General features: G+C 63.6%; 21 protein-coding genes. 14 read left to right on the top strand and 7 right to left on the bottom strand.

Annotated features, from left to right (window positions below):
- Positions 1-32: 32 nt before the first annotated feature.
- The gene (locus AC22G6_RS10525; protein WP_487366750.1) at positions 33-863 is read right to left on the bottom strand and encodes a vWA domain-containing protein; all 831 of its coding nucleotides are present in this window, start codon (positions 861-863) and stop codon (positions 33-35) included.
- 292 nt (positions 864-1,155) lie between these two features.
- Between AC22G6_RS10525 and AC22G6_RS10520 the strand changes: the two genes are divergently transcribed.
- The 4 genes from AC22G6_RS10520 to AC22G6_RS10505 all read left to right on the top strand — a co-directional run bounded on the left by AC22G6_RS10520 (position 1,156) and on the right by AC22G6_RS10505 (position 5,732).
- Complete coding sequence (locus tag AC22G6_RS10520; RefSeq protein ID WP_487366749.1) at positions 1,156-2,091, top strand: phosphoribosylaminoimidazolesuccinocarboxamide synthase; 936 nt, start codon at positions 1,156-1,158, stop codon at positions 2,089-2,091.
- Between the two features lie 207 nt (positions 2,092-2,298).
- On the top strand, positions 2,299-3,072 hold the full coding sequence (locus tag AC22G6_RS10515; RefSeq protein WP_487366748.1) for a DUF2189 domain-containing protein: 774 nt from the start codon (positions 2,299-2,301) through the stop codon (positions 3,070-3,072).
- A 99-nt stretch (positions 3,073-3,171) separates the two neighbouring features.
- Positions 3,172-5,265 (top strand): M3 family metallopeptidase, encoded by a 2,094-nt coding sequence (locus AC22G6_RS10510; RefSeq protein ID WP_487366747.1) that lies wholly within the window; start codon positions 3,172-3,174, stop codon positions 5,263-5,265.
- Positions 5,262-5,732 carry a DUF4124 domain-containing protein gene (locus AC22G6_RS10505; protein WP_487366746.1) on the top strand — a complete coding sequence of 157 codons (471 nt, stop codon included), beginning with the start codon at positions 5,262-5,264 and terminating at the stop codon, positions 5,730-5,732. The genes AC22G6_RS10510 and AC22G6_RS10505 overlap by 4 nt, the downstream gene beginning before the upstream one ends.
- A gap of 85 nt (positions 5,733-5,817) precedes the next feature.
- On the opposite strand, the gene AC22G6_RS10500 is transcribed toward AC22G6_RS10505, so the two are convergent.
- Entirely contained in the window at positions 5,818-7,200 is a 1,383-nt protein-coding gene (locus tag AC22G6_RS10500) for a YdgA family protein (protein WP_487366745.1), read from the bottom strand.
- A 125-nt stretch (positions 7,201-7,325) separates the two neighbouring features.
- Positions 7,326-10,718, bottom strand: coding sequence for an ammonium transporter (amt, locus tag AC22G6_RS10495; protein WP_487366744.1), 3,393 nt, complete (start codon positions 10,716-10,718; stop codon positions 7,326-7,328).
- 246 nt (positions 10,719-10,964) lie between these two features.
- Here amt and xth point away from each other — a divergent pair, with 246 nt between their 5' ends.
- From xth to AC22G6_RS10480, 3 genes are all read left to right on the top strand, one after another.
- Positions 10,965-11,726 (top strand): exodeoxyribonuclease III, encoded by a 762-nt coding sequence (gene xth, locus AC22G6_RS10490; protein ID WP_487366743.1) that lies wholly within the window; start codon positions 10,965-10,967, stop codon positions 11,724-11,726.
- Positions 11,727-11,733: 7 nt separating this feature from the next.
- Entirely contained in the window at positions 11,734-12,405 is a 672-nt protein-coding gene (locus AC22G6_RS10485) for a Crp/Fnr family transcriptional regulator (protein ID WP_487366742.1), read from the top strand.
- 118 nt (positions 12,406-12,523) lie between these two features.
- Positions 12,524-12,718 (top strand): YgaP family membrane protein, encoded by a 195-nt coding sequence (locus tag AC22G6_RS10480; protein WP_108951005.1) that lies wholly within the window; start codon positions 12,524-12,526, stop codon positions 12,716-12,718.
- Positions 12,719-12,761: 43 nt separating this feature from the next.
- Here the strand turns inward: AC22G6_RS10480 and rsmA are convergent, their stop codons facing one another.
- The 4 genes from rsmA to AC22G6_RS10460 are packed head-to-tail and all read right to left on the bottom strand — an operon-like array spanning position 12,762 to position 18,446.
- On the bottom strand, positions 12,762-13,565 hold the full coding sequence (gene rsmA, locus AC22G6_RS10475) for a 16S rRNA (adenine(1518)-N(6)/adenine(1519)-N(6))-dimethyltransferase RsmA (RefSeq protein ID WP_487366741.1): 804 nt from the start codon (positions 13,563-13,565) through the stop codon (positions 12,762-12,764).
- The gene (gene pdxA, locus AC22G6_RS10470; RefSeq protein ID WP_487366740.1) at positions 13,562-14,563 is read right to left on the bottom strand and encodes a 4-hydroxythreonine-4-phosphate dehydrogenase PdxA; all 1,002 of its coding nucleotides are present in this window, start codon (positions 14,561-14,563) and stop codon (positions 13,562-13,564) included. The genes rsmA and pdxA overlap by 4 nt, the downstream gene beginning before the upstream one ends.
- The gene (locus tag AC22G6_RS10465; RefSeq protein ID WP_487366739.1) at positions 14,560-15,876 is read right to left on the bottom strand and encodes a peptidylprolyl isomerase; all 1,317 of its coding nucleotides are present in this window, start codon (positions 15,874-15,876) and stop codon (positions 14,560-14,562) included. The genes pdxA and AC22G6_RS10465 overlap by 4 nt, the downstream gene beginning before the upstream one ends.
- A gap of 29 nt (positions 15,877-15,905) precedes the next feature.
- Positions 15,906-18,446 carry an LPS-assembly protein LptD gene (locus tag AC22G6_RS10460; protein ID WP_487366738.1) on the bottom strand — a complete coding sequence of 847 codons (2,541 nt, stop codon included), beginning with the start codon at positions 18,444-18,446 and terminating at the stop codon, positions 15,906-15,908.
- A gap of 123 nt (positions 18,447-18,569) precedes the next feature.
- Between AC22G6_RS10460 and AC22G6_RS10455 the strand changes: the two genes are divergently transcribed.
- From AC22G6_RS10455 to purH, 7 genes are all read left to right on the top strand, one after another.
- Positions 18,570-19,589, top strand: coding sequence for an aminoglycoside phosphotransferase family protein (locus AC22G6_RS10455; protein ID WP_487366737.1), 1,020 nt, complete (start codon positions 18,570-18,572; stop codon positions 19,587-19,589).
- A gap of 8 nt (positions 19,590-19,597) precedes the next feature.
- Positions 19,598-20,278, top strand: coding sequence for an N-acetylmuramate alpha-1-phosphate uridylyltransferase MurU (gene murU, locus AC22G6_RS10450; RefSeq protein WP_487366785.1), 681 nt, complete (start codon positions 19,598-19,600; stop codon positions 20,276-20,278).
- 68 nt (positions 20,279-20,346) lie between these two features.
- Positions 20,347-21,699, top strand: coding sequence for a Xaa-Pro aminopeptidase (gene pepP / locus AC22G6_RS10445; RefSeq protein WP_487366736.1), 1,353 nt, complete (start codon positions 20,347-20,349; stop codon positions 21,697-21,699).
- Complete coding sequence (locus AC22G6_RS10440) at positions 21,686-22,831, top strand: FAD-dependent monooxygenase (protein WP_487366735.1); 1,146 nt, start codon at positions 21,686-21,688, stop codon at positions 22,829-22,831. The genes pepP and AC22G6_RS10440 overlap by 14 nt, the downstream gene beginning before the upstream one ends.
- A 116-nt stretch (positions 22,832-22,947) precedes the next feature.
- The gene (dusB, locus tag AC22G6_RS10435; protein ID WP_108973341.1) at positions 22,948-23,970 is read left to right on the top strand and encodes a tRNA dihydrouridine synthase DusB; all 1,023 of its coding nucleotides are present in this window, start codon (positions 22,948-22,950) and stop codon (positions 23,968-23,970) included.
- A complete protein-coding gene (locus AC22G6_RS10430) occupies positions 23,967-24,203 on the top strand; it encodes a helix-turn-helix domain-containing protein (RefSeq protein WP_108950997.1) in 237 nt (78 codons plus the stop codon). Before dusB ends, AC22G6_RS10430 begins: the two co-directional genes overlap by 4 nt.
- 96 nt (positions 24,204-24,299) lie before the next feature.
- Positions 24,300-25,883, top strand: coding sequence for a bifunctional phosphoribosylaminoimidazolecarboxamide formyltransferase/IMP cyclohydrolase (gene purH, locus AC22G6_RS10425; protein WP_487366734.1), 1,584 nt, complete (start codon positions 24,300-24,302; stop codon positions 25,881-25,883).
- Positions 25,884-25,885 lie beyond the last annotated feature (2 nt).

The following is a 25,885-nucleotide window of genomic DNA, read 5'->3' as shown; positions in this document are numbered from 1 at the left end:
CTGGCGTTTTGAACTGCTTGAGACAGAAGCAATCAGGCTTGAGTCATCTTGCGACGACGAAGCACGCCGAGACCGGCGATACCGATACCGAGCAGCGCGAGCACGCCAGGCTCGGGAACGTTATTGTTACCCTGACACTGCGGCAGCGTGGGGTTCAGCTGGCAGAAGGTCAGTGTTTCCTGCAACTTGGCGCTGGCAAAGTCGGTCACGAACTGCGTGATCTGGGCTGCATTAGTCGTGTTGAACAGCGACAGATTGAAGACCTGGCCGCTATGTCCCGTTGCGAGGGGGCCGATCGATGTAACCGTACCCGATCCCGACAGCACGGCGTTATACAGCGCGTTGTTGGTGGTCAGAAGGCCATCGACAATTGACTGCGTCACTGCACTGCTGCCGACCGTGCCGCGAGCGGTGGTATCGCCGTTCGACGGCTCGTCGGTAAAGATGATGATGTTCTTGACCGCATTGCTGCGGAAAGAAAACAGCGATGTCTGACCATCAAGTGCGTTGAGTGCGAAAGCGGAAGCAGTATATGCGGGTTCAGTACCACCCGAAGTCCCCAGCCCCGCAGCAGCCGTCGCGAAGAGCGATGCGGAGGTCAGATCCGTCACCATACGTGGCACAACCGAACTGTTTCCGTACCCAACCAGGCCATATCGGGCATCAACCTGCCCGGTGCCGGTCAGGGTTGAAGCGAACAGCCCGATGTTATTGCGCAGGTTGGTCTGGACAGTGCCCATGGAACCCGACTCGTCCACGATAAAGATGATGTCGCTGAGAATGGCGGACTGGGCTGGTGTGCCAAAACCGACCATCGCAAGACCCAATGCCGTAGCCGCGAAAACTTTTTTGATTTTCATCATATCCCCCAAACAGTATGCAGTCAGTTCATAAACAGTTACATGACCACCTTTAGCAAACTACGTGCCACATTTTATAAATCAATAAGTTAATTCATTTTTGCGCATATCTTGGCCGTCAGTTGTAAAGAAACTCGACAATTGATCTTTAGATAGAGCGAATCAGGGAGCATCCATCGGCCACGACGACGGAACATCGAATCTGAACGTTCAAGCCTCGCCCCCACGCTTGAAACGCAGCCAACTCGCCAGCGAGCCCTATAATGCTGTTTTGTCCAGACGAGACATCTTCACCGTGACCTCCCCGCTTTTCGAATCCACCATCAAGAGCCTGCCGCTGCTCGGTCGCGGCAAGGTGCGTGACATCTATGCAGTCGACGCCGACAGGCTGCTGATCGTGACCAGCGATCGCCTGTCCGCTTTCGACGTCATCCTGCCCAACCCGATTCCGGACAAGGGACGGGTGCTCATCGCGATGGCCAACTTCTGGTTCGACAAGCTCGGCCACGTCGTTCCGAACCAGCTCACCGGCATCGACCCCGAGACGGTCGTCGCCGCCGACGAGCGTGACCAGGTTCGTGGCCGTGCGCTCGTGGTGAAGCGCCTCAAGCCGTTGCCGATCGAGGCGGTGGTACGCGGCTATGTGATCGGAGGCGGGTGGAAGGACTATCAGGAAACCGGCGCAATCTGCGGCATTCCGCTGCCCGCCGGCCTGAAACAGGCCGCAAAACTGCCGGCGCCGATCTTTACCCCGTCATCGAAGGCCGAAGCCGGCGAGCACGACGAGAACATCTCGTTCGCCCAGGCACAGGCAAACTGCGACGCGCAACTCAACGCCAGCCTTGCCGGCACCGGCAAGACCGGCGCAGGCCTTGCCGAGGAAGCACGTCAGGCAGCACTCGCGCTGTACACCGAAGCGGCCGACTATGCCGCAGGACGCGGGATCATCATTGCCGACACCAAGTTCGAGTTTGGCATCGATGCCGCCGGCACCCTGCACCTGATCGACGAGGCACTCACACCCGATTCGTCCCGTTTCTGGCCGGCTGACAGCTATCAGGAAGGCATCAGCCCGCCGTCCTACGACAAGCAGTACGTGCGCGACTACCTCGAGACCCTGGACTGGAACAAGCAGGCACCGGGCCCGGTGTTGCCGGCCGACGTTGTCGAGCGCACCGCCGACAAGTATCGCGAAGCCTATGCCCGGCTGACCGGGCACACGCTGACCTGATCCCGACCCGCCCTCTCCGCAACGGAGAGGGCTTTCATGGCTCGCGACGGCAAACCGGGCCGTCCGTCCTGACTGACTTCACGCAACCCCCTGAATCCGCACGCAAGTCGCGAACTCGTGGCCGCAGTTCCCCTCTAAGGGACGTCCGGAACGGTTCCGCGCCAATGACGATACCGGCCGGCATCCATCCACCCGAAGGAGGTTGTCATGGCTAAGACATTTCACACTCTGGATCAGCACTTCCACCTGCCCCACGTCCGGGAGATCAAGGCAGACCGTCCATTCAGATGGCTCGCACTGGGCCTGAGCGACATGCGGGACAATCTCGCGGCCAGCCTCACCTACGGAGTCTTCTTCGCAGTCGCCGGCTACCTCATCTTGTCCTACGCAGCGAACATGCCTTACCTGTTCACTGCCGCGATCTGTGGCTTCTTTCTGGTTGGGCCACTGGCCGCCGCAGGTCTGTATGAGATCTCGCGACGACATGCTGCGGGACAGACCGCCTCGTTCTCCGACTCGCTGGCCGGCCTGCGCAAGCACCGCGAGGGGCTGATGTATTTTGGCGCCTTCTTCGCAATTGCGCTGATCAGCTGGGAGCGCATTTCGGCCATCCTGTTCGCCCTGCTGTATCAGGGCGGGGCGCCCGATCTGTCGAACTTCTACCGTGATGTGTTCCTGTCCGGCGATTACACCCACTTTGTCGTCGCCTATCTGGTGATCGGCGGCATACTCGCAGCGGTGGTATTTTCCCTGTCGGTGATCTCGATCCCGATGACCATGGATCGCGACACCGACGGCATCACCGCCGCGATGACCAGCATGCGCGCCGTTGGCGTAAACCTCGGCGCCATGGCGGTATGGGCTGCACTCATCGTGGCACTGGTCGGCATCGGCTTTGCCACCATGATGATCGGCATGGTGGTCGTGCTGCCCCTGCTCGGCCATGCCAGCTGGCACGCCTACCGTGAAATGATCGAGTAGCTGTCCGCCCATGAATTTCGCCAAGGGCGCCAATAGCGGCGCCCTTATCATTTTTTGCGGCACAATAGAAACATCAACGGCCAAGACAACCCGGACATCATGCACGAAACGCTTACCCCGAGTACCGCCAACCCATTGCTGGACTTTTCCGGCCTGCCCCGTTTCAACGACATCCGCCCCGCGCATGTCGCACCGGCCATCCAGCAACTGCTGGGCGAATATCGCAGCCTGATCGAAACCCTGACCCACGCCACGGATACCCCGACCTGGGATGATTTCGTCGTGCCAATGAATGAGGCGGGCGAGCGCCTGGGCCGGGCCTGGGGCGTGGTCGGCCACCTCCACAGCGTGATGGACGTGCCCGAATGGCGCGAGACCTATAACGCTTTGCTGCCCGAAGTGTCACGCTTCTATGCCGAGGTTGGCCAGAACCTCGCCCTGTTCGAAAAGTACAAGGCCCTGAGCGAAAGCCCCGAATACGCCACGCTGTCGCCCACCCGGCAACGCATCCTCGACCACGAACTGCGCGATTTCCGCCTGTCGGGTGCAGAGCTGCCGGACGCGGACAAGCCGCGCTTCCAGGCTATCCAGGAAGCCATGTCGCAGCTCGGCGCCAAGTTCTCCGAGAACCTGCTCGACGCCACCAACGCACACGCGGAATGGGTGGAAGACGAAGCGAAGCTCTCCGGCATCCCGGCTGATGCAATCTCCGCCGCGCGCGCCGCTGCCGAGAAGGAAGGCAAGCCGGGCTGGAAGTTCACCCTGCACATGCCGTCCTACCTGCCGGTGCTGCAGTACGCCGATGATCGCGCCATGCGCGAGCGCATGTATCGCGCCTATGCCACCCGCGCCTCGGAGCTGGGCAAGCCCGAATGGGACAACGGCCCCCTGATCGGCCGCATTCTCGCGCTGCGCGACGAAGAGGCGCGCATGCTGGGCTATCGCAACTTTGCCGAAGTGTCGCTGGTGCCGAAAATGGCCGACACTCCGCAGCAGGCACTCGGTTTTCTGCACGAGCTCGCCGCCAAGGCCAAGCCGTTCGCCGAGCGCGACCTTGAGGAACTCCGCGCCTTCGCCAGCCGCGAACTCGACATCGCCGACCTGCAGCCCTGGGATGTGGGCTACGCCTCGGAGAAGCTGCGCCAGGCACGCTACGACTACTCCGACCGCGAAGTGAAGCAGTACTTCCCCGAGCCTCGGGTTCTGGACGGCCTGTTCGGCGTGATTCGCACCCTGTACGGCGTCGATATTCTCCCCGACCAGGCCCCGCTGTGGGATCCGGACGCGCACTTCTTCCGCATCGAGAAGGCGGGCGAACTGGTCGGTCACTTCTACCTCGACCTGCACGCACGCGAAACCAAGCGTGGCGGCGCATGGATGGATTCGGCCCGCAGCCGGCACCTGGGGCGACATGGCACCACGACCCCCGTCGCCTATCTGGTGTGCAACTTCTCCGGACCGGTCGACGGCAAGCCGGCAACCTTCACCCACGACGACGTCCTGACCCTGTTCCACGAAGTCGGTCACGGCCTGCATCACCTGCTGACGCGGGTGGACGAGCTGGCAGTGTCGGGCATCAACGGTGTCGAGTGGGATGCGGTCGAGCTGCCGAGCCAGTTCATGGAGAACTTCTGCTGGGAATGGGATGTGTTGAGCGGCATGACGGGGCACGTCGATACGGGCGAGCCCTTGCCGCGCGCACTCTACGACAAGATGATCGCCGCCAAGAATTTCCAGAGTGGCATGCAGACCGTCCGCCAGCTCGAATTCTCGATGTTCGACCTGCGCCTGCACAGCGAGCTCCAGCCGAGTGGCGAAGGCGACCAGGCCACGGTGGCCATCGAACGGGTGATGGCACTGCTGACCGAGGTCCGCAACGAGGTCGCGGTACTGATTCCGCCAGCATGGCATCGCTTTCCGCACAGCTTCTCGCATATCTTTGCTGGCGGTTACGCAGCGGGCTACTACAGTTACAAGTGGGCCGAAGTGCTGTCTGCCGATGCGTTCGAGGCATTTGAAGAGGCCGGCGCGGGCAAGGGCAGCTTGCTCGACCCCGAAACCGGAGCGCGTTTCTGGCGTGAAATCCTCGCAGTCGGTGGCAGCCGTCCCGCCCTGGAGTCGTTCAAGGCCTTCCGTGGCCGCGAGCCACGGGTCGATGCACTGTTGCGACACAACGGAATGGTAATCGCATGATCAGACCTGCCCTGCTCGTCCCCCTGCTTGCCCTGGGCCTGTCGGCCGCGGTGCCGGCGCAGACCACTTACAGGTGGGTGGACGCGCAAGGGCAGGTGCATTATTCCGACCGGCCTCCACCGCCCGAGATCCAGGAGCTCGAAGCCCGGCGCTTTGCAGCGCCACCACCCGACCCGACCTTGTCCTACACCTTGCGCAAGCTCACGGCGGATTTCCCTGTCACGCTGTACACGGCGAGTAACTGCGGCGATTTGTGCGACTCCGCGCGCAGCCTGCTTGGCTCGCGCGGCATTCCGTACACCGAGTATCCGCTCGCAAATCAGGCCGATCTGGCAGCCTATCGGGAACGCTTCGGCGTACCCGAACAGGTACCGTCACTGAGTGTGGGAAGCGCGCAATTCAAGGGGTTTGAACCGGGCGCCTGGAACCGGCTGCTGAACGACGTGGGCTACCCCAAGGCGCCCTGAGCAGACGCCGGCGCAGCCTGTCGCACAACGCGCGGGCCGCGCACACGCCGCCCGTGCACCATCCCGCGCGGACGATCGATACGGGTCAGAACGGCAGCCCAAGGGCTCTGAGCGCCTCGGGATCGAGTGGCGCGCCATTGACCATCAGCGCACCGTCCTTGTAGCGCATGTCGGTCGTCAGCAAGCCGTCCGTCTCCAGCACGACACCGTTACCCGTGATCCCGGCAATGCGTTCATTCACCGCAGCACTGACAGCCTGATCGATCTCAGCGTCGGACGCATCGATCTCCATTTCGGTCACATAGCCGACAATGCTCTGACGCTCGCTCACTTCGATCAGGCGCACGAGCAAAGCCTTGGGGATGCTTACGCGCAGGCTGGCAACGAGATCGCTGAAGGGGTTCATGCCAGCCTCACCCTCGGTACCGACGTAGTCGATCCGGGCGCCCATCTCGGCGCGGCCTTCGTTCAGGCTCGCGCCCACGCGCTTGAGCTCAATCGCGGGCGAGCGCTTCAGCATCACAGGCAGCTGCTGCATTACCGCACCCATCAGTTCTGCCTGCTGGGCTTCAATATCGGCCGCTTCGCCGGCGGTCTGCTCGACACTGCGGGTGATGGCGTCGAGGGCGCCGGCGTCGATGCGCTCGAGGGCGAGCACGAAACTGAGGTCGTCCACGGTCTCACCGCCGCCGACCATCTGCTTCACGCCGAAATCGACACTCATGTTGACCACTTCGCCATCCAGCGCGGCCTGGGACTCCATCTTCAGTCCGTCAAGATTGAAGCTTGCCTCACCGCCGCGCGCGCTGAAGCTCGCGCGACCGACGCTCAGCGCCGAGGGACCGGTCCAGAACCGGTACTGTTGTGGCCGGGCGGAATCGAGCGTCAAGGCAAGATTCTCGACAACCAGTACGTTGCCATCCGGATCGCGAACGTCGAGCAAGGGCAGGTCGATGCGACCCTTCGCCTGCTGGCGGTCGGCACTGATCCTGATCTCGCCATTGATGCCGCCCCAGACCAAGTCCATCGCCTCGCCCGCCTTGCCACGGTAGTCGGGCGACGAGATACGGTGCTGCATTTCGCCCCCCCAGCCGACCAGCGTCAGCACTTCAAGCGGGGATCGACCCTGCAGCGCGGCGTCGAATCCTTCCTTCAGGTCAGAGGGAAGCACCACCTCCGAACGAACCTGCGCTGCGCGTCCGGCGGGAAAGGGACCATGGTCGATGTGGTGCGTTACGCGAAAGTCGATCGGCTCGTCGCCATCGTTCAAGGTCCACAGCGTGTGCGCTTTGGCACCAAAGATGCCGCGCTTGTAGTCGAGCACCCGGATCTGCACCGCGGGACTGCTCATCGCCGTCATGCTGTCCCTGAAACCGGTTTCGATGTTGCCACCGATCGCGTAACTCCCGCCGACCAGCGCCAGTGCTGCCGCACCGATCGCACCTGCTGCCACAACTGCCTTGCCCATAACGTCCTCTTTAACCCGGAAAGCTTCGCGCATTCGCGCGAAAGGGCGTCATTATCACCGCATGTTCCGGCTGGCGGCATGCGGATCGCACAAATAACGCGCAATAGTCCTCAGTCGGACGCGGCTCAGCGCGGCATCATCCGCACCCGCCCCATCTCGGACAGGGGCTTGGGTACGCCAAGATGGAAGCCCTGCCCATAATCGACGCCAACTTCGCGCAAGACCTCCAGCACCGACTCGTTTTCCACGAACTCTGCAATCGTGACCAGGCCCATGGTATGACCGATGGTGTTGATGGCCTGCACCATGGCACGATTCGTCGGGTCGGTTGCAATATCGCGCACGAAGGAGCCGTCGATCTTCAGATAATCGACCGGCAGCGTCTTCAGGTAGGCAAACGAGGACAGGCCGCTGCCGAAGTCGTCGAGCGCAAACGCACACCCCAGCTTTCTCAGCTCGCCCATGAAGCTCACCACCCGCGACAGGTTGGCCACCGCCGAGCTCTCGGTGATCTCGATGCAGATCGAGCCCTGCGGCAGCGCTGCCCGCACCAGGCCGGCACAGATGTCCTCCAGCAGACGCTCGTCACTCAGGGAGTTTCCCGACAGGTTGATGCACCAGGTGCCCTCGACCCGGCCCTCCTTGCGATAGGTGTCGCTCACCCATGCCAGTACGTTGCGGAACACCCACTCGTCGATGCGCGGCATCAGGTTGTAGCGTTCTGCCGCCGGAATGAAGCTCCCCGGGCTGATCAGACGCCCGTCCTCCTCCAGTCGCACCAGCACCTCGTAGTGGATGGAGTGGCCCCCCGAAAGCGGCACGATCGGCTGCACGAACAGTCGCAGCCGGTCCTCGTCGAGCGCGCCGTGCAACCTTGCGACCCATTGCATCTGGCCGTGGCGCTCCATCAACTGGTCGTCGTCCGGGCGGTAGACGTGCACCCGGTTGCGCCCGCCCTCCTTCGCCGCATAACAGGCGGTATCCGCAGCCGAGAGGATGCGGCCCATCTCACGCTCGTTCTCCGTCACCGGCACCAGCCCGATGCTGACCCCGATCGAGAACGATTTTCCCTCCCACGCAAAGCGGTAGGCACGGATCGCCTCGCGGAAACCCTCTGCCATGGGAATGGCCTTCTCCACCGGGCAGTTGAAGAAGATCACGCCGAACTCATCCCCGCCCAGGCGCGCGAGCAGATCTGCTGCGCGCATGCGTTCGCGCATCAGCGTACATACCTGACGCAGCAGTTCGTCACCGGCCACGTGCCCGCAGGTGTCGTTGACGACCTTGAACTGGTCGAGATCGAGATAACACAGGATGTGCGTTGTCCCGGCAGGTACGCCAGGCGTCAGGAGGTCGGCAAGCCGGCGTTCGAATTCGCGCCGGTTGGGGATGCCGGTCAGCGCATCCTGACTGGCCTGCCGGGTCAGTTCGCGCGTCAGGTTCAGGGTTACCGTGACGTCCTGACATACGAGCACCACGCCGATCAGGTAACCCAGGCGGCTGCGAATCGGGGCGGCGGAGTCCTGCACCGGAATGCGCTCCCCGTCCCTGCGCACGAGCAGGCCATGATCGGGCGCCCGCATCTCGCGGCCGTGCGCGAGCACGGTGCGGACCGGATTCTCCAGCGCACGCCCGGTGAGCTCCTCTTCAAGACAATAGATGTTCGCGATGTTGCGCCCCTTGGCCTCCTCCAGCGTCCACCCGGTGAGGCGCTCGGCCATCGGGTTGAGGTACTGCACCGCGCCGGTCTCGTCGGTCGTGATCACGCCATCGCCGATCGACGCCAGCGTCACCTGCGCGAGGTCACGCTCGTGCTGCAACTGGTCGGCGATCTGGCGGCGTTCGGTCACATCCCGCATCAGTCCGGTATAGACCGTCTCACCCTGTGCGTGGCCCTCACTGACCGAGATCTCGAGCACACGGGGCGCCTTCCCCTGCCGGTGCAGTCGAAGCTCCATCTTGTCCTGCAGTCCCATCAGCCGTTCGACCTGACGTGCCGGCCGCAGCGGCGGGTCGCCCAACAGATTGGCCAGCGGCATGCCGACGGCGTCTGCGCCCTGCACCTCAAGCAGTTTCTCCGCGCCCGGATTCAGGCTGCGCAGGAGCCCGTCCTGGCCAAAGGTGACAATGCCGTCGCGCACATCGCGGATGATGGCGCGGGTCTGCCCCACCGCGCGCTCCAGTGCCTCCATCATGCGGTTGTATGCGGAGGCAATCTGCCCGACTTCGGTAAACGGCTCCACCGGAACCCGTACCGACAGTTCGCCGGTCTTTTCCTGCACCTCCATCGCCTGCAGCAACTCCAGCAGCTCGGTGCGCGCGCCATGCTCGGACACATTGAGACCGAGCACCTCCTCCTCCGCAGAGACACGCAGGGGAATGAGGCGATCCAGTCCGCGCAGCAGCACCCAGGCCAGCCCGAAAGACCACACGCCGCACGTAACCACCCCGAGCAGCTGCACCAGAAACTGCTCCCCGCGCCCGAGGCCGGTACCCAGTGCCAGCGGGTCGGCAAACAGCGCAACCGCGAGCGTGCCCCATATGCCTGCCGCAAGATGCGCCGGGATGGCGCCGACGGCGTCGTCGACGCGATATCGCAGCAGCAACTCATGGCAGGACACCATCGCCAGCGCACCGCCTGCGCCGACGATCAGTGCGGCGCCGGAATCGAGCACATGCGCCCCCGCCGTCACCGCGACCAGACCTGCAATGCCGCCATTCAGGGTATGCACCACGTCGGCGTAGCCGCGCTGACGCCAGCCCAGGGCCAGACCTGCGAGCACGCCCGCCACCGCTGCCAGCACGGTATTGACCAGAATGCCCGGCACCCGTCCGTCGAGCGCCAGCGTGCTGCCGCCGTTGAACCCCAGCCAGCCGAACAGCAGGAGCATGACACCGAGCATCGCCAGCGGCAGATTGCCACCCGAGATGGGCTGCTCCCTGTCCTCCGCATCAAAGCGCCCACTGCGCGCGCCGATGATCAGTACGCCAGCCAGCGCCACCCAGCCTCCGACGCCATGAACGACGGTTGAACCCGCGAAATCGACAAAACCGATGGCAGCCAGCCAGCCACGTTCGCCACCAAGCGCACCGCCCCAGGCCCAGTGACCGAACACCGGATAGATCAGCCCGCCAATGATCGCAGCTACACCGAGATAGGCTGAAAAGCGCATGCGCTCCGCAACGGCACCGGAAACAATCGTCGCAGCAGTCGAACAGAACATGGCCTGAAACAGGAAGAAGGCGGCCAGCGCGCTCGTGCTGCCATGTCCGACCGAAAGCATGAAGTGGTCGGTGCCGGTCAGTCCGGCCGCAGACGAGCCAAACATCAGTGCGAATCCGAACGCCCAGTAAAGCGCCACCGCAACCGCAAAGTCCACCACATTCTTGATCGCGACGTTGATTGCATTGCGACTGCGGGTGAGCCCCGACTCGAGACAAAGGAAGCCCGCCTGCATCAGAAACACCAGGCCCGCGCACAACACCACCCACATCACATCAATGTCGACCGCACTCATCGGATCATCCCGTTCCCCGTGCCTGCAGCACGGGATGGGGCAATACGCCCCATCGACCGCACCATGCTGGTGCATCCAGCCGGTCTGCACACAGTGCAGCCGGACCTTCGCAAGTTGTCAGCAAGAAAGGTGCCGCCCCAAGTCCTGCGCCGGCGCTCATGGCACAATAGGCGCTGTTCCCACTGTCCGTCGCAGCGGTCGACCCGACGCAAGCGCGTGCGCGTCGCCCGGCGCCATAAGAGTTTCATGAAAATCGCCACCTGGAACGTCAATTCACTGAAGGTCCGCCTGCCTCACGTCCTCGACTGGCTCGCGGCAAACAAGCCCGATGCCCTGTGCCTGCAGGAACTGAAGATGGAGGACAAGGCCTTTCCTGTCGCCGAACTGGAAGCAGCGGGCTATCGCGCAGCATTCATCGGACAGAAGACCTACAACGGCGTCGCGATCCTGAGCCCGAAGCCGATGGACGCCGTCGTCCGCAACATTCCGGGCTTCGAAGACGAACAGAAGCGCATCATCGCCGCCACCATCGACGGTGTCAGGGTAATCTGCGGCTACTTTCCGAACGGTCAGGCGGTCGGCTCCGACAAGTTCGAATACAAGCTGCGCTGGCTGTCGGCCCTGACCCAATGGGTCGGGGAAGAGATGCGCCAGTATCCGAAACTGGTCCTGACCGGCGACTTCAACATCGCTCCCGAAGCGGCCGATGCGCATCCCGACTGGAAGGACGAGATTCACGTTTCAGAGCCCGAGCGTGCGGCCTTCCGCGCACTCACCGCACTCGGCCTCATCGACGCCTTCCGGCTCTTCGAGCAGCCCGAGCGCAGCTTTTCATGGTGGGACTATCGAATGATGGCCTTCCGGCGCAATTTCGGTCTGCGCATCGATCACATCCTGGTGTCGCCCGCGTTGCAAGCCGATTGCAGCAGTTGCACCGTCGACAAGGCGCCGCGCAAGCTCGAGCGTCCCTCCGACCACGCACCGGTCGTCCTCGAACTCGCAGGGTGAGCACCTCATGACGAGTGCCGAGCGCCTGCAGAAGAACTATCCGGTCATCGACGCACTGTCGCCCGCTGCACGCTCGCGCCTGCTCGACGCCGCACGATGGATGGAAGTGCCAGCGGACACGCTGCTTTTCGACGACCATCAGTCCTGCGAAGGTTTCCCTTTCGTGATCGAAGGTTCGGTGCGGGTCGCCAAGTGCGCCCCCAATGGCCGGGAGCTTCCGCTCTATCGCGTTACGCCAGGCGAAACCTGCATCATTTCCTCGTCCTGCCTGCTCGGCAACGAGGACTACAACGCCCGCGGCATCACCGAGACCGACACCCTGCTGATGCTGCTGCCGAAGCAGGTGTTCGATGAACTCCTGGCCGACCCGGCTTTTCGCGGCTTTGTCTTCAACCTGTTCGCCGAACGCATTGCCGATCTGATGCAGCTGATCGAGGAAGTGGCTTTCCACCGCCTGGATCAGCGCCTTGCCACCCTGCTGCTGGGCAAGGGACGTATCCTGCATACGACGCATCAACACCTCGCAGATGAACTCGGCAGCGTGCGCGAATTCGTCAGCCGCCTGCTCAAGGGCTTTTCCGCACAGGGTCTGGTCAAACTGTCGCGGGAGCAGATCGAGATCCTCGATCCTGCAGGTTTGCGCCGCGTTGCCAGCGGCGCCGACAGCCGCAGCCCCTGACTCGCGGTTCGGGGCAAGCGCCGCCATGCAGCTGAAATCGCCCGCTATGTATCCCTGGTTACAGACCCGGCGTCATGCCGCGTGCTCCAATGGCGTCACTTTCCCCTTGGAGCACATCATGAAATCGAACGTGGGCAGCATGGACAAGATTCTTCGCATCGTTGCCGGCATCGTGTTGCTGGCACTGGCCATCATGGGCATTGGTGCGCCGTGGACCTATATCGGCATCGTGCCGCTGGCCACCGGCCTGCTGGGCTGGTGCCCCGCCTACACCCTGCTCGGTGTAAACACCTGCCCGATGAAGAAACAGTAAACTTCACGGCACACACGAAAAAGCCGGGCGAGCCCGGCTTTTTTCACGCCAGTTTGCCCGCCCCGCTGCAGTAGTTGGCGATGGCGACAAACTCGGCAACCGACAGGCGCTCGCCGCGCAGCCCTGGATCGAGCCCCAGCGCAGCGAAGCCTGCCTCATCGAGAAATTCCCGCAGGGTGTTGCGCAGCGTCTTGCGCCGCTGACCGAAGGCCGCAGTCACAATCGCGCCGAGGAGGGCTTCGTCCCTGGCAGTCAGCTCCTCAGCCGGCAGCGGCACAAGGCGCACGATGCTCGACATCACCTTGGGTGCCGGACGAAACGCACCTGGCGGCACATCGAACATCCGACCCATGCGGAACCGGTACTGCAGCATTACAGAAAGGCGGCCGTAGTCCTCGGTACCCGGCTCGGCCACCATCCGCATCACCACTTCCTTCTGCAACATGAAGGTCATGTCCTGCACCTGCTCCGCAAAGGCCGCGAGGTGAAACAGGATGGGGGTCGAGATGTTGTACGGGAGGTTGCCGACGATGCGCAGCGGATCGCCGAGCGTGCCGAAATCGAACTTCAGCGCATCGCCCTCGTGGATGCTGAGGCGTTCCGGAGAGTAGCGTTCGCGCAGGCGGGCAATCAGATCGCGGTCAATCTCGACGACATGCAGATGATCGATACGCTCGAGCAAGGGCGCAGTCATCGCGCCCAGGCCGGGCCCGATCTCGACCATGGTCTCGCCCGGCTGCGGACGAATGGCATCGATGATGCGACGGATGATGTTGGGGTCGGACAGGAAGTTCTGACCAAAGCGCTTGCGTGCGCGATGGCCGTCTGTTTCGCGATCGTTGCTCATGCGGATTTCCGTTTTGAGGCCGCCATCGAAATCGCCAGCTCCACCGCAGCAAAAAGGCTGCCGGGGTCGGCGCGACCGCTGCCGGCCAGATCAAGTGCCGTGCCATGATCGACCGAGGTCCGGATGACTGGCAGGCCCAGGGTGACATTGACGCCTCCGCCGAAACTGGCGTGCTTGAGCACGGGCAGGCCCTGATCGTGATACATCGCCAGTACCGCATCGCCCTGTGCCAGCGTGTGCGGCACAAACAGGGTGTCGGCCGGCAGCGGGCCGACCAGCAACATGCCTTCTGCGCGCAGACGATCGAGAACGGGCGTAATCACCTCGATCTCCTCACGCCCCATGTGCCCGCCTTCGCCTGCGTGCGGATTGAGGCCGGCCACCAGAATCCGGGGGGTATCGAGGCCGAAGCGGCTCACCAGGTCACGATGCACGATACGCAGCGTCCGTTCGAGCAGCGCCGGGGTAATCGCAGCCGGCACCGCAGACAGCGGCAGATGGGTCGTGGCAAGCGCCACCCGCATCCCGCCGCCGACCAGCATCATCACCACCAGCGGCGTAGAAGTCTTTTCCGCGAGATACTCGGTATGGCCGGTGAAAGGTACTCCGGCGTCGCAAATCACGCCCTTGTGCACCGGCGCAGTCACCATGCCTGCAAACTCGCCCGACACGCAGCCCTGCACGGCACGGTCAAGCAGGGCAAGCACGTAGGGCGCATTGTCCGCATTCAACTCGCCAGCCACCGCAGGGCTGGCAAGCGGCTGATGCAACACGTCGATCATCCCCGGTTCGGGGGCAAGTCCGGGCTGGTAAGCGCGCACCTGGACTGCACTGCCGATGCGGGCAAGGCGCTCTTCGATCAGCTCGGCATCGCCAAGCACCACCAGGTGGGCAGGCCACTCACGGTCGGCCAGGCTGGCACAAAGCTCCGGACCGACGCCTGCCGGCTCGCCACTGGTGATCGCGAGCACAGGAAAATCGTCGGTCACGATGTTCACTCGCGTTCCAGTCGGTAGTCGACGTACGTGCTGTCACGCAACTGACGCAACCAGTCCTCGTATGCGGCCTCGGCCTTGCGCTCACGCAGGATGGCACGCGCCGCGTTCAGCTTGCGCTCTTCGGTCACGTCCTGCACGCGGCGTTCCGTCACCTGAATCAGATGCCAGCCGAAAGGCGAGCGCACCGGGGCGCTGATGTCGCCGGGTTTGAGGGCATTCATCGCACGCTCGAACTCGGGCACGGTGTCGCCCGGATTCACCCAGCCCAGATCTCCACCCTTGGCCGCCGACAGGTCGGCAGAGTTGGCCTTGGCAAGCTCACCAAAATCCGCGCCATTGACCACGCGCTCACGAAGTGCGAGCAGACGGGCCTCGGCTTCGGTATCGGAGAGCACCTCGGAAGTCTTGATCAGGATATGACGGGCACGGGTCTGTTCAAGTTGCTGCGGGCCAGCCGCCGCGCCGCCGCGCTTGTCCACCAGCTTGACGATATGCAGACCGGAGGCACTGCGCAGGACCGGCGACAGCTCGCCCGGCTTCAGGTCGCGCGCGGCATCCGCATAGAGTGCCGGCAACCGGTCGCGTTCGCGCCAGCCAATGTTGCCACCGCTGATGCCGTCGGACGCGTCCGAGGTTTCAGCCGCCACGCGGGCAAAATCCTCGCCTGAACGCAGCCGCGCCATCACCTTCTCCGCACGCTCGCGCAGCCGGGCGATCTGCTCCGGGCTGGCACTTTCGGGCGCGCGCAGCAGGATGTGCGCGAGCTGGAACTCGATGCCGGAGAAGGCATCCGGGTTGTTGGTCAGGAAATTCTCCACTTCCGCATCAGTGACGACCACCTTGTTGTCGACCTCACGCTCGCGCAGTCGGGTCAGCACGATCTCGGTGCGGATCTCATCGCGAAACCGGCTCCAGCTCACGCCATCGCGCTCGAGCGCGGCACGCAACTCGGTCACCGACAGCTTGTTGTTCGCGGCAATGCGGGCGATCGCGCGCTCGAGCATGCCGTCGTCGACACGCAGCGAGGTATCGCGAGCAAGTTGCAACTGCGCACGCTCGACAATGAGTCGCTCAAGCAACTGGCGCTCGAGCACCTCAACAGGCGGCAACTGACCGCCCTGACGCTGAAGCTGGCGCGTCGCCTGTGCAACACGCTCGCGCAGTTGCAGGGCGGTGATCACCTCATTGTTGACGACGGCGACGATACGATCGACCTCGACTGCCTTGACAGCGGCATGAGCCGGCAATGCGAGTGCAGCACAAGACAGGCCAACTGCCACCAGGGCACGGGAACGGGACAGGAATCGGTTCATGGTTTCTCTATGAAATGGGCCGCAAACGGTCATTCGACGCCGAAGACACGGTTACCGCCGGGCTCGTTGATCGTGCCATAGCCCGGCACGCTGCGTTTGATCAGGTTGACCGGACTGGTGCCGATGCTGGCGAGGTCGTTGAGTTCAAGTTGAATGAAGACCGACTTGGTCACATCGTCGGCATCCGTGGCAAAGCGGTGCATCGCCACACGCACGACCCAGCACCCGCCATCGTACTCAATGCCGCCAATCGCTTCGGTCAGACGATCTTCCTTGAGCGAATGCGTGAGGCGGGTCACACCGTACCAGCGCCCGCCAAGTGGCCACTGGCCGGAGATATCGAGGTCACGCAAGGTGTCCTTCGTATAGCGGTAGCTCAGGTTCAGGGTCTTGGCAAAGCCGGGCTGGTAACGCAGCGTGGTGTTGAAGCGCTCGGTACGGTCGTCGCGCGGGTTGTACTGCCACAGGGACTCAAGGGTGGTATTGGCCGCGACACTGCCGCTGAAACCGGCCAGGACGTCGGCCTGTTTGCTGGTGCGCGCGGTTTCGTTCTCAACCAGCGTTCCACTCTCGTCGTAGTAGTTGCTCGTGACGCGCTGATCCTCGAAGTAATAGCGCTGACCAAGCAGAACCTTCATCCACTCCGCACCGGTCTCGGGATTGATCAGTCGCGAGGTTACCGCTGCTGTCAACTGGTTGGCGTTGGCAATACGGTCGCTACCGGAGTAGAGGTTCTCGGAAAAGATCTGAGCAAAGCCAAAGTCATAGGTACTGGTGTCAAACAGCGGGATATCGTCCTGATAGCGGTAGGCCGTCTTCAGGTAGTACAGCCTCGGCTCCAGCGTCTGGATGACATCGCGGCCAAAGAAATTGGCTTCACGCTCGAACGTCATTCCCGAATCGATCGAGAAAATGGGAATCGAGCGGGTAATCGAATCCCGCAGCGTTGCCGTCGGATCGCGGTCTATGTCGTAGCTGGTGTAATGCACGCCGATCTTCGGCGTGATGTAGTAACCGGAACGCTCGATCGGCAGCGACAGCTGTGGATAGGCCACGAAACGGGTGGCGTCGGGGTTGTCCTCGTCCGGGTGTGAAAAATTGACGAACTCGCTGTTCCACGCAAAATTCAGTCCCGCTGGGAGATCAGGGCGCGATGCATTGAGTTGCAACTGCGGCAATCTGCGATACGGCGTGGTGACCGTTTCATCCGGATCGGGATTCAGGGTCTGATAACTCTGCACCAGTGCAGATGCACTCCACCACTCGCTGCCCGTGTAGATCAGACGCCCTTCACGCAGCAGGTTTACTTTGGAGGCGATCGAGATGTTGGAGCTCAGATCTTCGAAGTAATCGTCATCTGAGACTCCGTTCAGGTCGAGCGAGCCATACAGTGCCGGCGTAATCCATTGCTGGTGCTGGAGCGAGCCGAGCGTGCGCTCTTCCCCAGTCTTGTTGTCGCGTGACAACCATTCGGCACTCACGTCGCCGCGATAGGTTTCACCCATGTAGCGCACTTCACCACCGAGCTGAAGCCCGCGCTGGCTCATCCAGCGTGGCGTGATCGTCGCATCGTAGTTAGGCGCGATATTCCAGTAGTACGGCACGGCCAGGTCGAAACCGGTGGTGTTCGAGTAACCGATGGTCGGTGGCAGCACACCCGACTGCCGCTGACCAGCAAGGGGGAACTCCGCCCACGGCATCCAGAACAGCGGTACCCCCTGAAACACGACGGTGCTGTCACGTGCGACACCCATCTCACGATCGTAGTCCAGCGACATGTCCCCGGCCTTGATGTACCAGTCCGGGTCGTCGACGCTGCAGGTGGACCAGGTGGCATTTTCGGCACGGTACTGGTTCTCGCCCTCAAAGTAGAGGACGCTCGCGCGCCCGCCACCGTTGACCTCTCGCGGCGGGTCGCCCGGCTCCAGCGGTTCGCGGGTTCGAACGATCGAATAGCGCGGGGCATCGAAGGAGCCGGTACGCTCACCCAGCACGATCGAAGCCGACGGACCGGACATCTCGTCCCTGCCCTGGCGCAGACGCACGTTGCCTTCGGCCACGGCCTCATCGGTCGGCTCGCGGTAGATCAGTTTGTCGGCGGTCAGCAACATCTCACCGCGCTGCAATTCGGCATCACCATCGGCAACCAGTTCGACCGCGCGGGTGCCGCTGATACGAACCGCGCTGATTTCCGTTGCCCCGGACGCCGGCTTCGTGCCCGACGATGCCGGCTGCGGACGGGTCGGCACGGGTGCAGTCGGCACCGCCTTCGTCGCAGTCGTGGCGGCAGGCGCACTTGCGGCCTTTGCACCAGCGCCAGTCGGCGCTGCCGGCACGCGAGTGGTCGGCGCAACCGGCTCAACCCGCTGCACGGCCTGCGGCTTCACCTCGCGCACCTCGACGCCTGTGCTTGCCGCTGCAGCCGCTTTCGGCGTCGTCTCGGCACCGGATTTCGTGCCCCGTGCAGTAACCGGGTTACGAATCAGGTCCGGCGACACCACCAGCGCCGGCATGTCGGCAGCCATGGCAGAGCCGGACATCCAGCACAACAGTAGCGGAATCAGTCGCATCCGCGTGTTCAAACCCAAGTCTGGCAAAGCGAACCCCAGTCGGCAGAATGTGAGCGACTGCCCGCACAGGCAGCCGTATTGATAAACTCGCGAATTCTACACGAACGATCGCGGAGAACCTGCTTGCCCAGACTCGCCCAACTCCAGCACTGGCTCGACGGCCAGCTTTCCGGCCGCAGCTACGAGCTCAGCCCGGCCTCGGCCGATGCCAGCTTCAGGCGCTATTTTCGCATTCGTTTCGCTGACGGCAGCCCCAGTCTGATCGTGATGGATGCCCCGCCGGCGCAGGAAGACTGCCGCCCGTGGCTGACCATCGCCGGGCTGTTCCGTACTGCCGGCGTGCACGTTCCCGACGTGCTCGCAGAGGACCTGCAACAGGGCTTCCTGCTGCTCTCGGACCTCGGCAATACGACCTATCTGTCTGCATTGCAGGCGCCCGGGTGCGACCAGATGCAGGCCGCCCACCTGTATGCAGATGCAATCGGCTCGCTGATTGCAATTCAGGCCGCCAGCCGCCCCGACGTACTTCCAGAGTACTCCGAGGCGCTCCTCCGGCGCGAGTTGATGCTGTTTCCAGAGTGGTATATCGGCCATCACAAGAAGATGACGCTGGATGCCCGGGACGAGGCCACGCTGATGTCTGCCTTTGACCAGATCATCGCGGCCAACCTTTCGCAGCCCCGGGTATTCGTCCACCGGGACTACCATTCGCGCAACCTGATGAAGATCGAAGACGGCATCAACCCGGGCATCATCGACTTTCAGGACGCAGTGTACGGACCGATCACCTACGACCTCGTGTCCCTGCTCAAGGACGCCTATATTCGTTGGGACGAGGACTTTGCACTCGATATTCTGGCGCGTTACTGGGAAATGGCGCGCCAGCTCGGCCTCCCTGTGCGCGAGGATTTCGGCGACTTCCATCGCGATTACGAATGGATGGGCGTGCAGCGCCACCTGAAGGTGCTCGGCATCTTCGCCCGTCTGTGCCATCGCGACGGCAAGGAGGCCTATCTCCAGGACATGCCGCTGGTAATGGAATACCTGCGCAAGGCCTGCGACCGCTATCGCGCGCTGGGCCCGCTGCTCAAGGTCATCGACAAGCTCGACCCGGTTCCGGTCCAGTTCGGCTACACCTTCTGATGAAAGCCATGATCCTCGCCGCCGGTCGCGGCGAGCGCATGCGACCGCTTACCGACACCTGCCCGAAACCGCTGCTGACGGTGGGCGGAAAGCCGCTGATCGTCTGGCATATCGAACGCCTGCGCGACGCCGGCATCACCGAACTCGTGATCAACCATGCCCACCTCGGGCAGCAGCTTGAAGACACACTTGGTGACGGACAGGCACTCGGCGTTCGCATTTCGTGGTCACCGGAAACCCGCGCACTCGAAACCGCCGGCGGCATCCGCCAGGCCCTGCCCTGGCTCGGTGACGGCGCCTTCATCGTGGTCAATGGCGATGTATTCTGCGACGTCGACTTCACTGCCCTGCAGACGACCGCAGCCAGACTGAACGCCAGCACCGACCTCGCCCACCTTGTCCTGGTCGCCAACCCCGAGCACAACGTCGATGGCGATTTCGCGCTCGATGCGGGACGCGTGCGGACCCACGGCACGCCGCGTCTCACCTTTTCCGGTATCGGCGCCTATCACCCGCAACTTTTCGATGGGCTCACATCAGGCGTTCCAGCGAAACTCGCCCCGCTGCTGCGATCGGCAATGGATGCAGATCGGGTTAGTGGCAGCCTGCACCCGGGCCAGTGGATCGATGTCGGCACCCCTGAACGCCTGCAGGCGCTCGACGCTGCACTCTCCCGCGGTGCCCCCTGAGGCATGCCGCACCTTTTTCCGAATCGGCGGTCGGAGCCTGTGTCGCCGACCCGTGCCATAATTTCGCCATGAATGCTCTGACAGATCCCCTGCACCTGGACACCCTTCCCTTCCGTGCCCGTCGCGAGCGCCTGCTGGCGCGAATGGATGCGGCCGGCGGCGGCATTGCCATCCTGCCCACCGCACCGGAACGCACGCGCAACCGCGATGCGCACTACCCCTATCGCCACGACAGCTACTTCTACTACCTTAGCGGCTTCCGTGAGCCGGAAGCGGTACTGGTACTGATTGCGGGCGATGCGCCGAAGCAGATTCTTTTCTGCCGAGAGAAGAACGAAGAGCGCGAAATCTGGGATGGTTACCGCCACGGGCCGGAAGCGGCCAGCGCGCTGTTCGGCTTCGACGAAGCGTGGACCATCGGCGAACTCGAAAAGCGCCTGCCCGATCTGCTCGCCAACCAGGCCGTGCTGTGGTGCGGACTCGGATACGACAACGAGTGGGACGCGCGGATCATGAGCGCACTCAACGCCGTGCGCGCCAACGCCCGCACCGGCGTCACGCCACCACACTCGGTGCGCGACCTGCGCGCCGACCTCGACGAGATGCGCCTGATCAAGGACGCCAGCGAACTGAACACCATGCGCCGCGCCGCGAGCATTTCCGCCGCGGCCCACTGCCGTGCGATGCAGGAGACCCGACCAGGCCGCTTCGAATACGAGATCGAAGCAGCGCTGCTGCACACCTTCCGCTCGAACGGAAGCCAGGCGCCCGCCTACACCTCGATCGTTGCCAGCGGCGCAAACGCCTGTGTGCTGCATTACGTCGAGAACGAGCGCCGCATGCGCGACGGCGAACTGCTGCTGATCGATGCCGGCTGCGAACTGGACGGCTACGCTTCCGACATCAGCCGGACCTTCCCGGTCAACGGTCGCTTCAGCGGCCCGCAACGGGATGTCTACGAGCTGGTGCTGGCCTCTCAGCATGCCGCACGAGCAGCCATCCGGCCCGGCGCACACTGGAACGAGCCCCACGAAGCCGCTGTCGAGGTACTCGCCCGCGGCATGATCGACCTCGGCCTGCTCCGCGGCAGTTTTGACGAAGTCATGGAAAAGGGCGAGTACCGCCGCTTCTACATGCACCGCACCGGGCACTGGCTGGGCATGGACGTGCACGACGCCGGCGAATACAAGCTTGGCGGCGAGTGGCGCCCACTCGAGCCGGGCATGGTGCTGACGGTCGAGCCCGGCTGCTACATCCGCCCGTCGGCCGACGTGCCCGAGGCATTCTGGAACATCGGCATCCGCATCGAGGACGACGCAGTCGTCACCGCAGAGGGTTGCGAATACATCACCGATGGCGTGCCGCGTGAAATCGATCAGATCGAAGCCCTGATGCGGGACCAGGCCGATGCAGCGGCATGACCTCCTGATCGTCGGCGCCGGCCCGGTTGGCCTGGCACTGGCACTGTTTCTGAAAGACGCCGGACTGGACATCATCCTGGCCGACGCGCGGGCCGCAAATGCGGCCGCCGAGGACCCCCGCATCCTCGCGCTGGCACATGGAACCCGCCTCAGCCTGGAGCAGCTCGGCGTGTGGCAGGGCCTGCCGGCCACCCCGATCAAGACCATCCACATCTCGCAACAGGGCAGCTTCGGCCGCGCCATGCTGCATGCTGCGGACTACGATATTCCCGCGCTCGGGCACGTGATGCCGGCCGGTGCGCTGGCTGGCGCGCTGCGGCGCAAGGTGGACGAAGCCGGCATTCCGGTGCTCGACGGCACCGAGGTCAGCCATCTCGCGCCAGGCGCGGACGACGTCATCGCCAGCCTCAAGGGACGGCACGCCGGCACGCTGTCCGTGCGGCTGGCCGCCTGTGCCGAGGGCGGCATGAACGCTGGCGACGATGACATGGTCGAGCATGACTACCACCAGCATGCGCTGATCTCCCAGGTCGCCGTCACCGGTGGCCACCACAACACCGCCTTCGAGCGTTTCACCAGCGCAGGACCGGCGGCATTGCTGCCCTGCGCACAGGGCTTCGCAGTCGTCCATGTCGTCGCCGCCGACGCCGCCGACAGCCTGCTCGAACTCGACGACCACACCTACCTTTCCCGCCTGCAGGCCATTTTCGGTCATCGCGTAAGCCTGACCGCCGTCAACGATCGACTGCGCTACCCACTGCTGCTGCGCTATCGCAAGACCCCGGTCGGGCAGCGCACGGTGTGGCTCGGCAACGCGGCACAGACCATGCATCCGGTGGCTGGCCAGGGCTTCAACCTTGCCCTGCGCGACGTGCGCGCATTTGCCGACCTGTTGATCGAACGTGGCGACGACCCCGGCAACACAGCGCTGCTGGGCGAATACGGCAGCACCCGTGGCCTCGACCGTCTCGGCACGATCCGCTTCACCGACAGTCTGGTGCGGCTGTTCAGCAACGACATCGCCCCCTTGCGCCACGCCCGTGGCGCAGGCCTGTTCGCCCTCGATCTGTGCCCGCCACTGCGGCACTTCGTGGCCAAGCGCATGATGTTTGGCGCGCGCGCCTGGCCGTAAACCGGGCTGCGGCAAGGCAGCCAAAGCCGGCGTGAAGGGTTGCACCCGCGCCACGCTGCCCCCCAGCGCCCCCGGCATGGGGTAAAATGCCGCTCTTTTCCCGCCCGCCTCAGCCCATGCAGTTCGCCGGATTCACCTTACGCAACAACCTCTTTGTCGCCCCGATGGCCGGTGTGACCGACCGTCCGTTCCGCCAGTTGTGCAAGAAACTGGGGGCAGGCGTTGCCGTATCCGAGATGGTGACCTCGAACTCGCTGCTGTACGGCAGCGCGAAAACCCAGCGTCGCGCCAACCACGACGGCGAGGTCGACCCGATCTCGGTGCAGATCGCGGGCGCCGATCCGGCGATGATGGCCGAGGCCGCACGCCACAACGCCGACCGTGGCGCCCAGATCATTGACATCAACATGGGCTGCCCGGCAAAGAAGGTGTGCAACGTCATGGCCGGCTCCGCGCTGATGCAGGACGAGCCCCTGGTTGCCCGCATCCTCGAAGCGGTCGTGAATGCAGTGCCAAACACCCCGGTCACGCTCAAGTTCCGTACCGGCTGGAACCGCGAGAACAAGAACGCACCGACCATCGCCCGCATTGCCCAGGAGTCTGGCATCCGTGCGATCGCCATCCATGGCCGCACCCGCGCCGACCAGTACATGGGTCAGGCCGAGTACGACACCATTGCACTGGTCAAGTCACTGGTGAACATTCCGGTGATCGCCAACGGCGACATCACCACCCCGCAGAAAGCCAAGTTCGTGCTCGACTACACGGGCGCCGATGGCGTCATGATCGGGCGTGCCGCACAGGGCCGGCCGTGGATCTTCCGCGAGATCGAGCACTTCCTGCGCACCGGCGAAGAACTTCCGCCCCCGCTGGTCACCGAGATTCTTCAGGTCTGCCGCGAACACCTCGCCGACCTCTACGCCTTCTATGGCGAAGAGACCGGTGTGCGCATCGCGCGCAAGCACATCTCCTGGTACACCAAGGGCCTGGTCGGATCGGCGGCTTTCCGCCACACCATGAATCAACTGCCGGACGTGTCGGCACAGCTTGCTGCAGTAGACGAGTTCTTCGGTCGTCTCGCGGAAGCCGACACCCGCCTGCGCTACGAAGAAGAACTGCCTCAGGAACTTGCCGCATGAGCCGCAGCAACGAGATTGCCGATTCCGTCTTCCGTACACTCGATCAGTACTTCCGCGACCTCGACGGCGAACGTCCGGCTGCGATCTACGACATGGTGATCCGCAACGTCGAGCGCCCGATGCTCGAATTCGTGCTGCAGCAGGCCAAGGGCAACCAGACCGTGGCCGCCGACATGCTCGGCATCAACCGCAACACGCTGCGTCGCAAGCTGACCGACTACGACCTGCTCTGATGCACAGGCCGCGCCTGCGGCTGCGAAGCAGCACGCCGTAATGGCGCCGCGCCGCAACACCGATTTCCGATTCAACTCTCCAAGCCAGGCCCCACGATGAAAGTCACCCAAGCCCTGATCAGCGTTTCCGACAAAAGCGGCGTGCTCGAATTCGCCCGCGAACTCGCCGGACTCGGCGTCAAGCTCCTGTCCACCGGCGGCACCGCCAGCCTGCTGCGTGAAGCCGGCCTCGACGTCACCGACGTGGCCGATCACACCGGCTTTCCGGAAATGCTGGACGGCCGGGTCAAGACCCTGCACCCCAAGGTGCACGGCGGCATCCTCGCCCGCCGCGACCTGCCCGAGCACATGGCGACCATCGCCGAGCACGACATCGGCCGCATCGACCTGGTTGTGGTGAACCTCTACCCCTTCCAGCAGACCGTTGCCCGCCCCGACTGCACGCTTGAGGATGCGATCGAGAACATCGACATCGGCGGCCCCACCATGGTCCGCGCTGCAGCAAAGAACCACGGCAATGAAGCCGGCGGCGTCGGCATCGTGACCGACCCTGCGGATTACGCCGACATCGTGACCGAGCTCAAGGCCGGCGCGGGCAAGCTGAGCTACAAGACCCGCTTCGCTCTCGCGGTGAAAGCCTTCACCCACACCGCACGTTACGACTCCGCGATCTCCAATCACCTCACCGCACTGGTCACCAACGAAGTCGGTGACGTGTCGAAGCAGACCTACCCCGAGCGCTTCCAACTCGCCTTCGACAAGGTCCAGAACCTGCGCTACGGCGAGAACCCGCACCAGAGCGCGGCCTTCTACAAGGAGCCGAATGCGCCCGAGGGCTCGATCTCCAGCTACGCACAGCTGCAGGGCAAGGAACTGTCCTACAACAACATTGCCGACGCCGATGCAGCGTGGGAATGCGTCAAGGCTTTCGACACCGGCGCCTGCGTCATCGTCAAGCACGCCAACCCCTGTGGCGTGGCGATCGGCGCTACGCCGCTCGAGGCCTACAAGAAAGCCTTCTCCACCGACCCGACCTCGGCCTTCGGCGGCATCATCGCCTTCAACAGCGAAGTCGATCGTGCAGCAGCCGAAGCCGTTTCCGCCCAGTTCCTCGAAGTGCTGATCGCGCCGTCCTACACGGCTGAAGCACTCGAACTGCTGCGTGCCAAGCAGAACGTGCGCGTGCTCACCTGCCCGCTGGGCAAGCCTGCCGGCGCCTTCGACTACAAGCGCGTGGGCGGTGGCCTGCTGGTGCAGAGTGCGGACGAAGCCCGCATCCAGATCGCCGACCTCAAGGTGGTGACCAAGCGTGCGCCGACCGAAGCAGAGATGCGCGACATGCTGTTCGCCTGGCGCGTCGCCAAGTACGTCAAGTCGAACGCCATCGTCTATTGCCGTGACGGCATGACCATTGGCGTCGGCGCCGGCCAGATGAGCCGCGTGGATTCTGCCCGTATTGCCAAGATCAAGGCGGAGAACGCAGGCCTGCAGATCGCCGGTTGCGTGGTGGCATCGGATGCCTTCTTCCCCTTCCGCGACGGTCTCGACGTCCTTGCACAGGCTGGCGCCACTGCGGTGATCCAGCCCGGTGGCTCGATGCGTGACGCCGAGGTTATCGCCGCTGCCGACGAGCAGAACATCGCGATGGTGCTCACCGGCTTCCGCCACTTCCGTCACTGATC

The sequence above is a fragment of the Parazoarcus sp. PS-13 R2A genome (genome assembly GCF_057621855.1).
Note: the sequence above shows the minus strand (reverse complement) of the source record. Positions and strands in the feature narration are given on the sequence as shown.

Bases quoted from the DNA above. Each gene is read 5' to 3' on its own strand.
- AC22G6_RS10525 (WP_487366750.1), bottom strand. From the start codon at position 863: ATGATGAAAATCAAAAAAGTTTTCGCGGCTACGGCATTGGGTCTTGCG.
- AC22G6_RS10515 (WP_487366748.1), top strand. From the start codon at position 2,299: ATGGCTAAGACATTTCACACTCTGGATCAGCACTTCCACCTGCCCCAC.
- AC22G6_RS10510 (WP_487366747.1), top strand. From the start codon at position 3,172: ATGCACGAAACGCTTACCCCGAGTACCGCCAACCCATTGCTGGACTTT.
- AC22G6_RS10505 (WP_487366746.1), top strand. From the start codon at position 5,262: ATGATCAGACCTGCCCTGCTCGTCCCCCTGCTTGCCCTGGGCCTGTCG.
- AC22G6_RS10500 (WP_487366745.1), bottom strand. From the start codon at position 7,200: ATGGGCAAGGCAGTTGTGGCAGCAGGTGCGATCGGTGCGGCAGCACTG.
- amt (WP_487366744.1), bottom strand. From the start codon at position 10,718: ATGAGTGCGGTCGACATTGATGTGATGTGGGTGGTGTTGTGCGCGGGC.
- xth (WP_487366743.1), top strand. From the start codon at position 10,965: ATGAAAATCGCCACCTGGAACGTCAATTCACTGAAGGTCCGCCTGCCT.
- AC22G6_RS10485 (WP_487366742.1), top strand. From the start codon at position 11,734: ATGACGAGTGCCGAGCGCCTGCAGAAGAACTATCCGGTCATCGACGCA.
- AC22G6_RS10480 (WP_108951005.1), top strand. From the start codon at position 12,524: ATGAAATCGAACGTGGGCAGCATGGACAAGATTCTTCGCATCGTTGCC.
- rsmA (WP_487366741.1), bottom strand. From the start codon at position 13,565: ATGAGCAACGATCGCGAAACAGACGGCCATCGCGCACGCAAGCGCTTT.
- AC22G6_RS10465 (WP_487366739.1), bottom strand. From the start codon at position 15,876: ATGAACCGATTCCTGTCCCGTTCCCGTGCCCTGGTGGCAGTTGGCCTG.
- AC22G6_RS10460 (WP_487366738.1), bottom strand. From the start codon at position 18,446: ATGCGACTGATTCCGCTACTGTTGTGCTGGATGTCCGGCTCTGCCATG.
- murU (WP_487366785.1), top strand. From the start codon at position 19,598: ATGATCCTCGCCGCCGGTCGCGGCGAGCGCATGCGACCGCTTACCGAC.
- pepP (WP_487366736.1), top strand. From the start codon at position 20,347: ATGAATGCTCTGACAGATCCCCTGCACCTGGACACCCTTCCCTTCCGT.
- AC22G6_RS10440 (WP_487366735.1), top strand. From the start codon at position 21,686: ATGCAGCGGCATGACCTCCTGATCGTCGGCGCCGGCCCGGTTGGCCTG.
- dusB (WP_108973341.1), top strand. From the start codon at position 22,948: ATGCAGTTCGCCGGATTCACCTTACGCAACAACCTCTTTGTCGCCCCG.
- AC22G6_RS10430 (WP_108950997.1), top strand. From the start codon at position 23,967: ATGAGCCGCAGCAACGAGATTGCCGATTCCGTCTTCCGTACACTCGAT.
- purH (WP_487366734.1), top strand. From the start codon at position 24,300: ATGAAAGTCACCCAAGCCCTGATCAGCGTTTCCGACAAAAGCGGCGTG.